This is a genomic window from Nocardiopsis sp. CA-288880, assembly GCF_050955985.1.
Taxonomy (GTDB): domain Bacteria; phylum Actinomycetota; class Actinomycetes; order Streptosporangiales; family Streptosporangiaceae; genus Nocardiopsis; species Nocardiopsis tropica.
Genome location: NZ_CP192105.1, coordinates 7,166,688 through 7,180,265 on the forward strand (window position 1 = coordinate 7,166,688; position 13,578 = coordinate 7,180,265).

Consider the following 13,578-nt stretch of genomic DNA (forward strand, 5'->3'; position numbering starts at 1 on the left):
ACCTGTCGGTGTCGGTCAGCCCGTGGGTCAGACCTGCCGGAGAAGCCACCACACATCCTCACAGTCAGCCCTTGACGGCGCCCGCGGTCAGCCCTCCGCGCCAGAAGCGCTGGAGGACGACGATGGCGATGACCAGGGGGATGACGGACAGCATGGACCCGGTGACGACGTTCGTGTACATCCCGACGTCGCGGCTCTGGTAGGTCTGCCAGGTCACGAGGCCCAGGGTGATCGGGTAGAGCTCCTCGTCGGCCAGCATCACCAGGGGCAGGAAGTAGTTGTTCCAGATGCCGACCATCTGGAACAGGAACACCGTCACCAGGGCGGGGGCCATCATCCGCAGGCCGAGGGTGAAGAAGATGCGCCCCTCCCCCGCGCCCTCCAGCCGGGCCGACTCGATGACCGCGTCGGGGACCGAGGCGTCGGCGTAGATCCGGCACAGGTAGAGGCCGAACGGGGAGATCAGGCCGGGCAGCAGGACCGCCCAGTAGGTGTTGGCGAGCCCGATCTGGCTGAACAGCAGGTAGAGGGGCAGCGCGGTGGCCGCGGCCGGGACCAGGACCCCGCCGAGCACGAGCCCGAAGACCAGTTCGCGGCCGCGGAACCTGTACTTGGCCAGGGCGTACCCGGCCGCAGCCGCCAGGACGGTGGCCAGCAGCGCGCCGAACACCGAGTACAGGAGGCTGTTGAGCGTCCAGCGCCAGAAGATCCCGTCGTTGGCGCCGAACACGCCGGCGATGTTCCCGAACAGCGCGAACTCGCCGGCGAAGGCCAGTCCGAAGGAGTCGAACAGGTCCGAGGCGGTCTTGGTGGAGGCGACGAACACCCACAGCACGGGCACCGCGAAGTACGCCGTGAACAGGGCGAGGATGCCCGTGACCAGGATCTTGGACCTCAGCGGGGCTCCGGTGGCGGTCCCGGCGGGTGCGCGGCGGGCCGTCGCGGGCGCGTCCTGCGCGGGGGTGTTCCCGGTCGTGCTCATCGCCGCCGGTCCTTCCTGTCGACCAGCCGGAGGAAACCGAACGAGAGCACGAACGCGGCCAGCGCCACGATGACCGACTGCGCGGCCGCCACGTTGTAGTCGTTGTCGGTGAAGGCGGAGTTGAACGCCGCCATGTTGGGCGTGTAGGCGGAGTCGATGTTGACGGTGAAGCCCTTGATGATCAGCGGCTCCGCGAAGAGCTGGAGGGTCCCGATGACGGAGAAGACCGTCGTCAGCACCAGGGCGGGACGGATGAGGGGGATCTGGATCCGCCAGGCGGTCTGGAAGGGGCCGGCGCCGTCGATGCGCGCCGCCTCGTACAGCTCCTCGGGGATGGTCTTGAGCTGCGCGATCAGGATCAGCATGTTGTAGCCGACGAACAGCCACGTGATGATGTTCGCGATCGACCACAGGACCGTGTCGGGCCCGAGCGGGTCCAGCTCCAGGCCCACCGCCCCCGCCACGTCGATGACCGGGGAGAGGCCCGGGGTGTACAGGAAGCCCCAGAGGAGGGACGCCACCACGCCGGGGACGCCGTAGGGCATGAAGAAGGCGGCGCGGAAGAAGGCCGGCCACGTCGCGGAGGCCGACTCCAGCAGGAGGGCCAGGAGCAGCGCCAGCCCGATCATGACGGGCACCTGGACGACGCCGAACAGCAGCACGCGGCCGATCGAGTCGACGAACCCGTCCTGGCCCAGGGCGCGGGCGTAGTTGTCGAACCCCGCGAAGACCGTCTCCCGGCCCTCCTCGCCGAACAGCCCGAACCGCCGCACCCGGAGGAAGCTCTGGTAGAAGGCGTACAGGATCGGCAGGAGGAAGCAGAGGACGAACAGGCCCAGGAACGGGGCGAGGAAGGCCCAGGGCGCGAGCGCGACCGCGCCGGGCCGCCGGCCGCGACGTCCCGGCGCGGTCGCGCGGGGGGTCGGAGCGGCCCCCGGGGCGGGGCGCGTGCCCGCGGTCATGACGCGCTCCTGACGGACAGGCCCTTGGCGCGGATGTCGCCGACGGTGTTCTCCTGCGCGGTCGCGAGCGCGTCGACGAAGGACGTGCCGTCGGCGACGGCGGAGCGGAACGCGTCGCCGATGTGGTTCTTGGTGGCGCTGAGGGTCGGTCCCCACACCCAGTCGGCGGCGATGTACCCGGTGGTCTCGGCGACGACTCCGGTGTAGTTCTGATCGGAGAAGAAGGGGTCGGGCCCCTGGTTGCGGACCGAGGCGTCGTTGAGCTCCTCGGAGGCGGCCCACCCGATGCCGCACTCGGTGATCATGGCGTCGACCGCGCGCTGGTCGGTGCTGAGCCAGTTCGCGAACCGCACCGCCTCGTGGGGGTGCGGCGCCCCGCTGAGGACCACGGAGGACGAGCCGCCCCAGGTCCCCTCCAGTCGCGCACCGCTCCCCCACTGCGGCATCCCGGCGACCCTCCAGCGGCCGGGGTTGTCGGGGTCGTTCCCCCTGATGATGGCGTCGCCCCAGCTGCCGACGGTCCAGGTGCCGACGGTGCCCCGCTGGAGCCCCTGGAACCAGCCGGTGGACCACACGGGGCGGGTGAGGTCGAGGACGCCCTCGCGGACCAGCCCCTGCCAGAACTCGGCGACCCTCACCGAGGCGTCGTCCAGGAAGTTGACCGACCACTCGCCGCCCTCGGTGCCGAACCACCGGGCTCCGGCCTGCATGCACATGCCGGCGAGCCAGTCGGCGTCGCCCACCGGGAAGGACTCGATGGCGGCGCCGTCCTCGGCCGCGGCCACCCGGCGCGCCGCTTCGGCGTACTCGTCCCAGGTGGCGGGGGCGCCGTCCACGCCCCACTCCTCGTACTTGTCGGCGCGGTAGAAGTACATCATCGGCCCGGAGTCCACCGGGAGCCCGTAGTGGCCGCCGGCGTAGGACGCCTGGAGCCACTGCCACTCGTCGTAGCGGTCGGCGTGGTCCAGGGCCCCGTACCTGCCGAGGTCCTCCAGCCCGTTCTCCAGCAGGAAGGAGGGGATCTGGAAGAACTCCACCTGGGCGAGGTCGGGCTGGTTCCCCGCGACCAGGGAGTTGAACATCTTCGCGTACCCGCCGTCGAGTCCTCCGGGGATGGTGACGGCCCGGACCTGGATGTCGGGGTGGTCGGCGTTCCAGATGTCGGCGACGGCCTGGAGGGCGGGCCACCAGGTCCAGTAGGTGAGCGTGATGTTCTCGTCGGGGTCCTTGGGTGGGACGGGCGGACGGCTCTCGGCGGGGCCGACGGTGGCGGCGCATCCGCCCAGCGCCGCGACGGAGCCGGCCGCCGAGGCGGTCAGGCCCGCGCGGAGCAGCCCGCGCCGGGACAGGTGTCCCGGGCCGCTGTGGGGGAGGGGAGCTCTCATGCTGTGTCCTCGGGGAAGACCTGCTGTCGGGGGGCGGAGCGGCCCGGGTGGAGAGCCGTCCGGCGCGGGTGTGGGGGTCCGGAGCCCCGGGCCCCGCTGTGCCCTTCCTTGGGGAACGCCGCGCCGCGACGCGGCGGGGGGCCGCCCTACCCTGTGATGTACGTCTCTTGAGCGGGAACTTTACTTACTTAATGTTTATTAAGCAAGGGGAGGAAACGAAATCTCGATACCGTGGGCGACGGGCCCGCCCCCGGCCACGGGCCCGGAGTACCCGCCGGGTACAACGAAGTGGAGAGCAGGAATGAGCGAGACGACCCCCGCACCGGACACCCGGTCCCCCGGCGGCCCCGAGGCCCCGACTCCGCGGAAGCGGGTGAACCGGCGGGAGCAGATCCTGCGCACCGCCGCCGACGTCTTCGCGGCCCGGGGGTTCAACAACACCTCGCTCGCCGACATCGCCGCGATGCTCGACATCACCCCGGCCGGGGTCCTGCACCACTTCGGCTCCAAGACCGACCTGCTCACCGCCGTCCTGGAGCTGCGGGACGACACCGACCCGGCGCCCGGGGGCAGCCGGATGCTCGACCACCTGGTGACCACCGCGGAGCGCAACGCGGCCCGCCCGGGGACCACGCAGCTGTACGCCGTCCTCTCGGCGGAGAGCGCCACCGACCGGCACCCCGCCCAGGAGTGGTTCCGGGACCGCTACACGGTGCTGCGCGGCGAGATCGGCGACGCCGTCCTGGACAGGCTCGGGCCCGAGCACCGGGAGGCAGCGTCCACCCCCGGCCCCGACGGGCGCACCCCGGCCGGAGCCGCCGCCGCCGCGGTCATCGCCGTCATGGACGGCCTCCAGGTGCAGTGGCTCCTGGACCCGGAGGCCGTGGACATGGCCTCCGTGACCGCGCTGGTGATAGACGCCCTCGTCGCCCGGCTGTCCCAGGAGGACTGACCCGCGCCGGGGCGGCCCGGAACGCGACGAGGGGGCGCCGGGAACCAGGTGGTTCCCGACGCCCCCTCGGACGTGCGGCGGCTACTGCTCGCCGTGCACGGAGCCCGGGGTGCCGGAGCCGTCGGTGATCTGGGCCTCGCCGGTGGCGCTGCTCTCCAGCCACTCGTCCCAGGACTTCTGCCAGACGCCCCAGCCGTTGTCCCACTCCTTCTCACGGTCGGTGCCCGTGGTGTCGAGGACGTCGCCCATCAGGGTGTTCTCGAAGAACCACAGCGCGTCGTCCATGCGCAGGTTGGTGCAGCCGTTGGAGGTGTTGGCCGAGCCGATGTTGCCGTTGTAGGACGCCTCGTGCACGAACTCGCCGCTGTGCGAGGTGCGGACCGCGTACTGCACGTCGACCTTGTAGGAGCCCGGGGAGTCCGCCGGGATGCCCACGGTCGCGGAGTCCATCGTCAGGCTCTCGTAGCGCTCCATCAGCACGTGGGTGCCGCTGCTCGTGGTGTCGAAGTGCCGACTCTCCTTGCCGTTGCTCACCTCGATGACGCGCTCCTGCTCGCCGTCCACGGTGATGACCATCTCGTGGTCGGGCACGTGCATGGTGGCGATGAGCTCGCGGCCGACCTCGAAGTCGATCCGGTGGTTGCGCACCCCGTAGACGCCCTCGGACGCCTCGACGCCCGCGAGGCGGAGGTCGACGCTGACCTGCTGGTAGGGGTCCCAGTACTCCTCGGGGCGGAACTGCGCGGTCTTGTCGTTCACCCAGTTCCAGGCGCCCGCGACCTCCTGCTCGGAGACGACCTCCATGGAGTTCTCGACCTGGGCCTTGTTGGTCACCGGCAGGTCGAAGTTGATGACGATCGGCATGCCGACCCCGACGGTGTCGCCGGAGCTGGGGAAGTTGGACTCCAGTTCCAGGCGCTGACCGGCCACCGCGTCCAGGGTGGTGAACTCCTGGACCAGCTCGGTCGTCTCACCGGCGTCGTTCTCGGCGGTGGCCGTGACCACGATCTCCGAGCCGGGGCGCAGGTTCCAGTCGCTGACCCACTCGGTCCCCTCCTCGTTGAGGGTGCCGGTCATGGCGTAGAGGTCGGGGTCCTCCTCGCCCTCGTCCGCGGCGGCCTCGCTCATGACGACCTGCTCCACCGCGACGTCGGTGATGACGCCGTTCTCGGCGGTCACCGTGACGGGGGAGTTGGGCGCGACCTCCTGGGCGCCGTCCTCCGGCGTGATCACCAGCTCGGCCGCGTCCGCGCCTTCGGCGTCGGGGCTGTTGCCCTGCGTCTCCGCCTCACCGGACGTACAGGCCGTGGCGACGAGCGCGAGCGCCGCCAGCCCGATGCCGAACCGACGCGTCACCGCCGCAGGGGTCTTGCCCGTCACGTCTGGACCTCCATGTCGTACCTCGAACGCCGTGTGCCTACTGCCACTAAGACGCACCAGCGGGGAAAAGGTTCTGAAAACCCGCACATCGGTATAGAGCGGTTACCACCGGCGCGGGGCGGGACGCCGGAACCGCCGACCATACACCCAGGGGGTACGTACCAGAAGCCCTCCATGTATGAGATTACGGCCATCCCCGAACCGCCCTGTACACCGGGATGCCCCCGGGGATAACATCTTGTTCGGACGCTCAGGTTTCTCTTCAGTCGAAACCTGAGCAATCGAACAACTTTCTCCTGGAGGATGACATGCCGTGGTTCTGGCTGGTCGGCGCCATCGCCGCCGAGGTGACCGCCACCACCTCGCTCAAGCTCTCCGAGGGGTTCAGCCGGCTGATCCCCTCGGTGGTCGTCGTGGTCGGCTACGTCGCGGCCTTCACCATGCTCAGCCAGGCCCTCGCGCGGGGAATGAACCTGGGGGTGGCCTACGGTGTGTGGGCGGCCGCGGGCATCGCGCTGGTGGCGGTGATCGGAGCGCTCTTCCTCGGGGAGTCCCTCACCTGGGTCCAGGTGGGAGGCATCGCCCTGATCATCGGAGGGGTGATGGCACTGGAGATGGGCGGCGCGCATTGACGGGGAGGAGCGCCGTGGACGGTACGGCGGACGAGGGGACCACCGACGGCCGCAGGCTCAAGGGGATGCAGCGCCGCCGGCTGCTCCTCGACGCCACGATGCGGGTCGTGGAGCGCGAGGGCGTGGGCGCCGTCAGCCAGCGCCGCGTCGCCGCGGAGGCGGGGGTGCCGCCCAGCACCGTCACCTACTACTACGCGGCCGTCGACGACCTGCTCGTGGACGCCCTCACCAGGGTCAACGACACCTACGTGGAGGCCCTGGGAACCCTCCCCCGCGAGGCGGACGCGGCGCTGCGGGGGTTCGCCGAACTGATCTCCTGCGCGGGGGCCGGGGGCGACCGGGCCTCGGTCGTCGCGGAGTACGAGCTGTTCCTGCTCGCGTCCCGGCGTCCCGCCCTGCGCCCGCAGATCGACCGCTGGAACCGCGCGGTGGACTCCTTCCTCGCGCCGTACCTCCCCGATCCGGACGACCGCGCGACCGCCTCCGCGACCGTGGACGGCCTGTTCATGCGCTCCTGCACCGACCCGGAGCTGACCGCGGACGCCATCCACCGGGTCCTCACCCGGCTCCTCTCCCTCCGCTCCTCGTGAGAGCCGCGTAGCGGGCGGGCGGGACCCCGATGACCGAGGTGAACTCCCTGGTCAGGTGCGACTGGTCGCTGAACCCCAGTTCGGCGGCCAGCACGCCCCAGTCGGGGGCGGCCCCCCGCCTCGCCCGCTCCGCCGCCTCGTAGAGCCGGTACCTGCGGATCACCGCCTTGGGCCCGAGCCCGACGTGGTCGGCGAACCTGCGCTGGAGCAGCCGCACACCGAGCCCCTCGCGCTCGGCCAGGGCGGAGACGCCGACCACCGCCGGGTCCGCGGCCACCCGCTCGACGAGGTCGCGGGTGTCCTCCGCCGGGTCCCGGCCCGCGGGAAGCCTCCCGGCCAGGATCCGGTCCACCTCGGCCATGAGGGGGTGCGGGGCCCCGGGGAACACCTCCCCGGCGAACACCTCCGACACGGGCAGGGAGGCGTCGGCGATCCCGCTCATCGGGCGGCCGAGGAGGGGTCGGAACCCGGCCGGGCGGAACATGACCCCGAGCGCCCACCCCTCCCCCTCCAGGCGGCGCACGGTGACCTTCGTGGTGGGTCCGTGCACCGCGGCCCCTCCCGCGGTGAACACCACGTTGACCACGGGGTGGGCAAGGACCCGCTGGGTGTACGGCTCGTGCCCGGACAGGTTCCACGAGGCCAGCCAGTAGCGGTCCACGAAGCGGGCGACCGGCGCGGAGGGCGCGTACCTGTCGAGCCGGAACCGGGTCAGCCCCGTCCCCGGGTCGATGATGCCCCGCGCGTCCCGCTCGACGGGCTCTGGTCTCACACGCACCAGGGTAGGTCCCCGCCCGGACGGTTCCCGGAGCGTCCGGCCCGCGACCCGCACGGTGGTCCGGCGCCGCCCCGCTCCCCCCGGAGGGGCCCGGCCGTGCGGGCCGCCCGGCCCTGTCGCGTTTCTTCAAGACCCCGGCGGGACCGCGGGACGAGGATGGGGCCTGAACTCGACCGATCCAGGGGGACACCTGCCATGAGCGACATCTCCGGGCGCTACGCCCGCCTCTCCGACGCCTTCGCCGCGACGGTGGCCGCGGTGCCCGACGGCCGGTGGTCGGCCCCGTCCCCCTGCGAGGGGTGGACCGCCCGGGACGTGGTCCGCCACGTCGTGGACACCCAGGGCATGTTCCTCCGCCTGGTCGGCCGGGACCTGGGCGACATCCCTTCGGTGGACGCGGACCCCGCGGCCGCCTGGGACGCGGCCCGCGCGGTGGTCCGGGCCGACCTGGACGACCCGGAGCTCGCGGACGCCGGGTACGACGGGTACTTCGGACCGACGACGTTCGCGCGCTCCGTCGACCGGTTCCTCTCCTTCGACCTGGTCGTGCACCGCTGGGACCTGGCCCGCGCGGCGGGGCTGGACGACCGGCTGGACCCGGAGGACGTGCGGTGGGCGCACGGGAACACCGCCGCGTTCGGCGACAGCATGCGCGGCAACGGCGTCTGCGGCCCCGAGCTCGCCCCGCCGGAGGGCGCGGACGCCCAGACGCGGTTCCTCGCCTTCGTCGGGCGCCGGGCCTGGTAGGCGCACGGGAGCGGACCGGGGGCCGGGAACGGCCGAGGGCCACGGGGGTGAACCCGTGGCCCTCGTCCCCGGCGGGCCCGCGTACGGCCCGCCGGTCCCGCTTCCGCCGGCCGGCGCGCTGCCGGACCGGCGCCGTGCCGGATCACTCCGCCGGAGGGCGCCCTCGGGCCGCCGCCGGACGGCAGGCGCCCCCTCCGGTCAGCAGGCCTGCTCCCAGGAGCACTCGAGCTCACCGCTGCCCTGGACCGGGGCGCGCAGCGGGGCGGCGCCCGCCGGCGCCCGGTGGCCCGCGTACTCGGCCAGGCGCGCCGCGACGGCGTCCTGGACCGCGAGGGGGGCGGGTCCGGAGTGGCCGTTGTTCACGATGCTGAACGCCAGGTCGCCCTCCGGTCCGGGCACGTACCCGGAGAGGGCGCTGACCCCGCTCATCGTCCCGGTCTTGGCCTCGACCACGCCCTCGGCGGCGGTGCCGCGCATCCGGTTGGCGAGGGTGCCGCCGACGAACGGGTCGCTCTCGCCCGCGACCGGCAGCGAGGCGGACCAGGTCTGCGCCCAGGGGGCGGAGCCCGCCCGCCCGAGCAGGTCGACGACGGTGTCCGCGGTGACCAGGTTGCCCCGCGACAGGCCGGAGCCGTCGTTGAGGACCAGGCCGGCGGTGTCCACGCCCAGGCCGGACAGCGCGCCCTCCACGCCCGCGAGGCCGGCGTCCCAGGTGCCCGCGCCGGCGGTCTCCTGTCCGATGCTCTTGACCAGCATCTCGGCGTGCCCGTTGTTGCTGAACTTCATGAAGGGCACGAGGATCTCGGAGAGCTCGGCCGACGTGTGGTCGGCGAGCACCTCGGCGTCCTGCCAGCCGTCGGGGACACCGCCCAGGCCGACGTCGCCCTTCACCGTGACGCCGTTGCTCTCCAGCGCCTCCTCGAAGAGGTGGCCCGCGAGCGCGGCGGGCTCGTCGACCGTCCGCAGCGCGGTCACGGGTGCGGCGTCCGCGGGGAGCGAGCCGGTGACCGCGATGGTGTTCGTGCCCACCGGGCGGTCGATGACGAGGGTGTTGGCGCTGCCGGCTGCGCCGGTGACGGCCCGGTTGTCGAGCTCGGCGTAGCCCTCGGCTGCGCCGAGGTCCACGTCGGCGGGCTCGCCCTCCGCCGCGGGGGACACCGAGACCTCCGTCACGCCGGTGTCGAAGCGCTCCCCGTGGGCGACCGTCAGGGCCGAGATCTGCGCCGAGTAGGCGTAGGGCTCGTCCTCGGGCCACCAGTCGTCCACGAGCCGCTCGGAGTCGAACCACGTGTCGTCGGCGTACAGGTCGCCCTTGACCGTGCGGACCCCGGAGGCCGCGACCTCCGCGGCCATGGCGTCCAGGTCCTCGGCGGAGAGCGTCGGGTCGCCCCGGCCCACCAGGTAGAGGTCCTGCACCTCTCCCCGGCGCCCGGGAGCGGCCTCGGCCGCGACCTCGGTCCCGAAGGAGTGGTCGGCGCCCAGGACCTCCAGGGCGGCGGCCGCGGTGAACAGCTTCATGTTGGAGGCGGGCAGCAGCTGCTCGCCGCCGTCGCGCGAGTACAGCTCCTCGCCGGTCGCGGTGTCCACGACGACCACCCCCGACACGGCGCCCTCCAGGGCGGGGTCCTCCAGGATGGCGTCGATGTCCTCGCGCAGCTCGGTCAGGCGGGCCCCGGAGGCGTCGGCGAGCGCGGGGGACGCTCCCAGGAGCGTCATCGGCAGCAGGGGGATCGTGACGAGGGCGGCGGCCCTCCGGGCGCCGCCGCGCCCTCCGGTGCGGCGGGGGCGCAGGGGTTCGGGGGAGGGTTGCTTCATGGGTCTCCTCGAAGGGGGCGGAAGCAACGCACCCTAGCCCAGGAACGGCCGCCGATCCAGGGTTTCGCCGCGAGTCCCCGCGCGGCGGAGCGGTTTCGTCCGGGACGCGCCGCATGCCCGGAGGCGGGGCGGGGCTCCGGCGGGCCCCGCCCCGGGGGAACGCCGTCGGGCCGGCGCCGGGGCTCCCGCCCCGCCGCCGGCCCGACGCCCCGGACGGCTCAGATCAGCTCGACCACCTGGGAGTAGTGGCAGGCGTCCCGGTGCCCGGTCCCCCGGTCCAGCAGGTCCGGGGGCTCCTCCACGCACCTGACCCGCTCGGCCTCCGACAGCTCGCCGGCGAACTTCGGGCACCGGGTGCGGAACCGGCAGCCGGACGGGGGGTCGGCCGGACTGGGCACGTCGCCGGTGACGACGATCCGCTCCCGGGTCCTCTCCTTGACCGGGTCCGGCAGCGGGATGGCCGAGATCAGCGCCTGCGTGTACGGGTGCGCCGGGGCGCTGAACAGCTGGTCGGTCGTGCCCGTCTCCACGATCTTGCCGAGGTACATGACGGCGACCCGGTCGGCGATGTGCCTGACCACCGACAGGTCGTGCGAGACGAACAGGTACGACAGCCCCAGCTCGTCCTGGAGGTCCTCCAGCAGGTTGATCACGCCCGCCTGGATCGACACGTCCAGGGCCGACACCGGCTCGTCCAGGATGAGTACCTTGGGGTTGAGCGCCAGGGCACGGGCGATGCCGATGCGCTGGCGCTGGCCCCCCGAGAACTCGTGCGGGTAGCGCGAGCCGTGCTCGGGGTTGAGGCCCACCAGCTCCAGGAGCTCCTTGACCCGGGTCCTCGCGCCCTTGGCCCGGCCGTGGATCTGCAGCGGCTCCGCGACCGTGTCCGAGACCGTCATGCGCGGGTCGAGGGAGGCGAACGGGTCCTGGAAGACCAGCTGGAGGTCGCGGCGCAGCGGCCGCATCTGGGAGTCCGACAGGTCGTGCAGCGGCCGCCCCATGTACCGGACGTCGCCCGACGTCCGGCGGATCAGCTGGAGCAGGAGGCGCGCCGTCGTGGACTTGCCGCAGCCCGACTCGCCGACGAGCGCGAGGGTCTCGTGCTCGCGCAGCTCCAGGGAGATGCCGGAGACCGCCTGGACCTCCCCGACCTTGCGCCGGAGGATGCCCTTGGAGCGGATCGGGAAGTTCTTGACGAGGTCGGTGGCGGTCAGCAGGACCTCGGACCCCGCGCCTGACACGTCGGCGCCCGTCCCGGGCTCAGCCTCCGGGGCCTTCCCCGCGGTGCTCCCCTCCGGCCGGGTCCCCGCCAGCTCGGCCGCGAGGACCTCGGCGGGCGCTTCCGCGTCCACGGAGGTGGGCCGGAAGAGGTCCTCCGGACGGACCCCGGCCAACCGCTCGCTGAAGTGGCAGGCCGACCGGTGCCGGCGCAGGGGGTCGTCCTCCTCCCCCGCTCCGGGGGCCGCGATGTCCGCCGGCTCCGCGAGCGCGGGCGCCTCCTCCTGGCAGATGTCCTGCGCCATCGGGCAGCGCGGCGCGAACGCGCACCCGCGCGGGAGGTTGAGCAGGGAGGGGGGCGTCCCCAGGATGGGGGTGAGCCGTTCGTGCCGCCCCCCGTCCAGCCGGGGCACCGACCCCAGCAGGCCCAGGGCGTAGGGCATGCGCGGACGGTAGAAGACGTCCTCGACCGTGCCCGTCTCCACCAGGCGGCCCGCGTACATGACGGCCACCCGGTCCACGTGTCCCGCGACCACGCCGAGGTCGTGGGTGATCAGCACGAGGGCGGCGCCGGTCTCCCGGCGGGCCGCCTCCAGCGCCTCCAGCACCTGGGCCTGGACCGTCACGTCCAGCGCGGTCGTGGGCTCGTCGGCGATGATGACGTCGGGGTCGTTGGCCATCGCGATGGCGATGACCACCCGCTGGCGCATACCGCCGGACAGCTCGTGCGGGTACTGGTCGACCCGGCGCTCGGGGTTGGGGATGCCGACCTTGTCGAGGAGTTCGACGGCGCGCTCCCGCGCCTGCTTCTTGGTCACGTCCCGGTGGGTGAGCACGGCCTCGGCGATCTGGTAGCCGATCGTGTACACCGGGTTCAGCGAGGTGAGGGGGTCCTGGAAGATCATCGCGATCTTCTCGCCGCGGATCCTGCTGATCGCGGCGTCGCCGAGCCCGATGACCTCCTGGTCGAGGACCCTGGCCGATCCCGTCACCCTGGCGGTCCTGGGCAGCAGGCCCATGATCGCCATCGAGGTCACCGACTTGCCCGAGCCGGACTCCCCGACGATGCCCAGCGCCTCGCCGCGGCGGACCTGGTAGGTGACGCCGCGCACGGCGTCCAGGGGGCCGTCCTCGGACGAGAAGGTGACGCTGAGGTCCCGGACGTCCAGGACGACATCGTGTCCCGCGGTCGGGGCGGGGCCGTCGCTCATGTGTTCGGTCGTGGTCATCGCCGCACCATCGTCTGTCGTGGGTCGAGTGCGTCCCGGAGTCCGTCACCGATGAAGTTGATCGTCAGGCAGATCATGACGATCAGGATGCCGGGCGGGTAGAACAGCCAGGGCCGGGTGAAGGCCGCGGTCCTGGATCCCTCCACCATCTTCCCGAGGGAGATGTCCGGCGGCTGGATGCCGAACCCGATGAAGGAGAGCGCGGCCTCGGTGAGGACCGCCACCGCCACCAGCAGGGTCGCGGCCACGATGATCGGTCCGGCCGCGTTGGGCAGCAGGTGGCGGAAGATGATCCGCGAGGCCCTGGCCCCCACCGCCCTGGCCGCCTCGATGAACTCCTGTTCGCGCAGGGAGAGCACCACGCCGCGGACCACGCGGGCGATGGTGGCCCAGGAGAACAGGCACATGATGAGCGCCACCGCGTACCAGGTGGTCCCGCCCCGGACGTTGCCGTTGATCGCCGCCACGGCGACGATGAGCGGCACGATGAGGAACACGTCGACGACGCGCATCATGATCGCGTCGACCCTGCCGCGGTAGTAGCCCGCGACCGCGCCCCAGACCGAGCCGATCACGGTCGACAGGACCGCGACGGTGAGGGCGACCTTGAGGGACTGCTGGGTGCCGCGCATCGTCTGCGCGAACACGTCGTTGCCCTGGTTGGTGGTGCCGAAGGGGTGCTGCGGGCTCGGCGGCTGGTTGCCGAGGATGTCCCGGCTGACGGTGTGGTCCCACGGCCACACGAAGGGGCCGACGAAGGCGAACGCCGTGATGAGGCCCAGGACGACCAGGCTGACCATCGCCGCCCGGTGCCGGCGGAACCGGCGCCAGACCATCCGGACCTGGCTCAGCTCCTCCCCCCGGTTGACGTCGCCTCCGGCGGGGAGCCCGGCGGGGCCCTTCCCGCT

The 13,578-nt window shown here is 72.6% G+C and carries 12 protein-coding genes; 4 read left to right on the plus strand and 8 right to left on the minus strand.

Annotated elements, in window-relative coordinates:
• Positions 1-64: 64 nt before the first annotated feature.
• The 3 genes from ACQPYD_RS30940 to ACQPYD_RS30950 are packed head-to-tail and all read right to left on the minus strand — an operon-like array spanning position 65 to position 3,329.
• On the minus strand, positions 65-982 hold the full coding sequence (locus ACQPYD_RS30940; RefSeq protein ID WP_433698891.1) for a carbohydrate ABC transporter permease: 918 nt from the start codon (positions 980-982) through the stop codon (positions 65-67).
• Positions 979-1,944 carry a carbohydrate ABC transporter permease gene (locus ACQPYD_RS30945; protein WP_433698893.1) on the minus strand — a complete coding sequence of 322 codons (966 nt, stop codon included), beginning with the start codon at positions 1,942-1,944 and terminating at the stop codon, positions 979-981. Before ACQPYD_RS30945 ends, ACQPYD_RS30940 begins: the two co-directional genes overlap by 4 nt.
• Entirely contained in the window at positions 1,941-3,329 is a 1,389-nt protein-coding gene (locus ACQPYD_RS30950; protein WP_433698895.1) for an ABC transporter substrate-binding protein, read from the minus strand. Before ACQPYD_RS30950 ends, ACQPYD_RS30945 begins: the two co-directional genes overlap by 4 nt.
• A 301-nt stretch (positions 3,330-3,630) precedes the next feature.
• On the opposite strand from ACQPYD_RS30950, the gene ACQPYD_RS30955 reads away from it, so the two are divergent.
• Complete coding sequence (locus ACQPYD_RS30955; RefSeq protein WP_433698897.1) at positions 3,631-4,281, plus strand: TetR/AcrR family transcriptional regulator; 651 nt, start codon at positions 3,631-3,633, stop codon at positions 4,279-4,281.
• A gap of 81 nt (positions 4,282-4,362) precedes the next feature.
• Here ACQPYD_RS30955 and ACQPYD_RS30960 read toward each other — a convergent pair whose 3' ends face one another.
• Complete coding sequence (locus ACQPYD_RS30960) at positions 4,363-5,661, minus strand: Ig-like domain-containing protein (RefSeq protein WP_433698899.1); 1,299 nt, start codon at positions 5,659-5,661, stop codon at positions 4,363-4,365.
• A gap of 308 nt (positions 5,662-5,969) precedes the next feature.
• Here ACQPYD_RS30960 and ACQPYD_RS30965 point away from each other — a divergent pair, with 308 nt between their 5' ends.
• A complete protein-coding gene (locus ACQPYD_RS30965) occupies positions 5,970-6,293 on the plus strand; it encodes a DMT family transporter (protein ID WP_433698900.1) in 324 nt (107 codons plus the stop codon).
• 65 nt (positions 6,294-6,358) lie between these two features.
• Complete coding sequence (locus ACQPYD_RS30970; RefSeq protein WP_433702181.1) at positions 6,359-6,883, plus strand: TetR/AcrR family transcriptional regulator; 525 nt, start codon at positions 6,359-6,361, stop codon at positions 6,881-6,883.
• Here ACQPYD_RS30970 and ACQPYD_RS30975 read toward each other — a convergent pair.
• Positions 6,852-7,655, minus strand: coding sequence for a DUF6597 domain-containing transcriptional factor (locus ACQPYD_RS30975; protein ID WP_433698902.1), 804 nt, complete (start codon positions 7,653-7,655; stop codon positions 6,852-6,854). The two genes, ACQPYD_RS30970 and ACQPYD_RS30975, sit on opposite strands and share 32 nt — an antisense overlap.
• Positions 7,656-7,856: 201 nt before the next feature.
• Here ACQPYD_RS30975 and ACQPYD_RS30980 point away from each other — a divergent pair, with 201 nt between their 5' ends.
• Positions 7,857-8,408 carry a TIGR03086 family metal-binding protein gene (locus tag ACQPYD_RS30980; protein ID WP_433698904.1) on the plus strand — a complete coding sequence of 184 codons (552 nt, stop codon included), beginning with the start codon at positions 7,857-7,859 and terminating at the stop codon, positions 8,406-8,408.
• A 198-nt stretch (positions 8,409-8,606) separates the two neighbouring features.
• Here ACQPYD_RS30980 and dacB read toward each other — a convergent pair whose 3' ends face one another.
• The 3 genes from dacB to ACQPYD_RS30995 all read right to left on the minus strand — a co-directional run bounded on the left by dacB (position 8,607) and on the right by ACQPYD_RS30995 (position 13,506).
• On the minus strand, positions 8,607-10,223 hold the full coding sequence (gene dacB / locus ACQPYD_RS30985; protein WP_433698906.1) for a D-alanyl-D-alanine carboxypeptidase/D-alanyl-D-alanine endopeptidase: 1,617 nt from the start codon (positions 10,221-10,223) through the stop codon (positions 8,607-8,609).
• Positions 10,224-10,441: 218 nt separating this feature from the next.
• On the minus strand, positions 10,442-12,670 hold the full coding sequence (locus tag ACQPYD_RS30990) for an ABC transporter ATP-binding protein (protein ID WP_433698907.1): 2,229 nt from the start codon (positions 12,668-12,670) through the stop codon (positions 10,442-10,444).
• Complete coding sequence (locus ACQPYD_RS30995) at positions 12,667-13,506, minus strand: ABC transporter permease (RefSeq protein WP_433702182.1); 840 nt, start codon at positions 13,504-13,506, stop codon at positions 12,667-12,669. The genes ACQPYD_RS30990 and ACQPYD_RS30995 overlap by 4 nt, the downstream gene beginning before the upstream one ends.
• Between the last annotated feature and the right edge of the window lie 72 nt (positions 13,507-13,578).

Bases quoted from the DNA above. Each gene is read 5' to 3' on its own strand.
- ACQPYD_RS30945 (WP_433698893.1), bottom strand. From the start codon at position 1,944: ATGACCGCGGGCACGCGCCCCGCCCCGGGGGCCGCTCCGACCCCCCGC.
- dacB (WP_433698906.1), bottom strand. From the start codon at position 10,223: ATGAAGCAACCCTCCCCCGAACCCCTGCGCCCCCGCCGCACCGGAGGG.
- ACQPYD_RS30955 (WP_433698897.1), top strand. From the start codon at position 3,631: ATGAGCGAGACGACCCCCGCACCGGACACCCGGTCCCCCGGCGGCCCC.
- ACQPYD_RS30940 (WP_433698891.1), bottom strand. From the start codon at position 982: ATGAGCACGACCGGGAACACCCCCGCGCAGGACGCGCCCGCGACGGCC.
- ACQPYD_RS30990 (WP_433698907.1), bottom strand. From the start codon at position 12,670: ATGACCACGACCGAACACATGAGCGACGGCCCCGCCCCGACCGCGGGA.
- ACQPYD_RS30950 (WP_433698895.1), bottom strand. From the start codon at position 3,329: ATGAGAGCTCCCCTCCCCCACAGCGGCCCGGGACACCTGTCCCGGCGC.
- ACQPYD_RS30965 (WP_433698900.1), top strand. From the start codon at position 5,970: ATGCCGTGGTTCTGGCTGGTCGGCGCCATCGCCGCCGAGGTGACCGCC.
- ACQPYD_RS30980 (WP_433698904.1), top strand. From the start codon at position 7,857: ATGAGCGACATCTCCGGGCGCTACGCCCGCCTCTCCGACGCCTTCGCC.
- ACQPYD_RS30970 (WP_433702181.1), top strand. From the start codon at position 6,359: ATGCAGCGCCGCCGGCTGCTCCTCGACGCCACGATGCGGGTCGTGGAG.
- ACQPYD_RS30995 (WP_433702182.1), bottom strand. From the start codon at position 13,506: ATGGTCTGGCGCCGGTTCCGCCGGCACCGGGCGGCGATGGTCAGCCTG.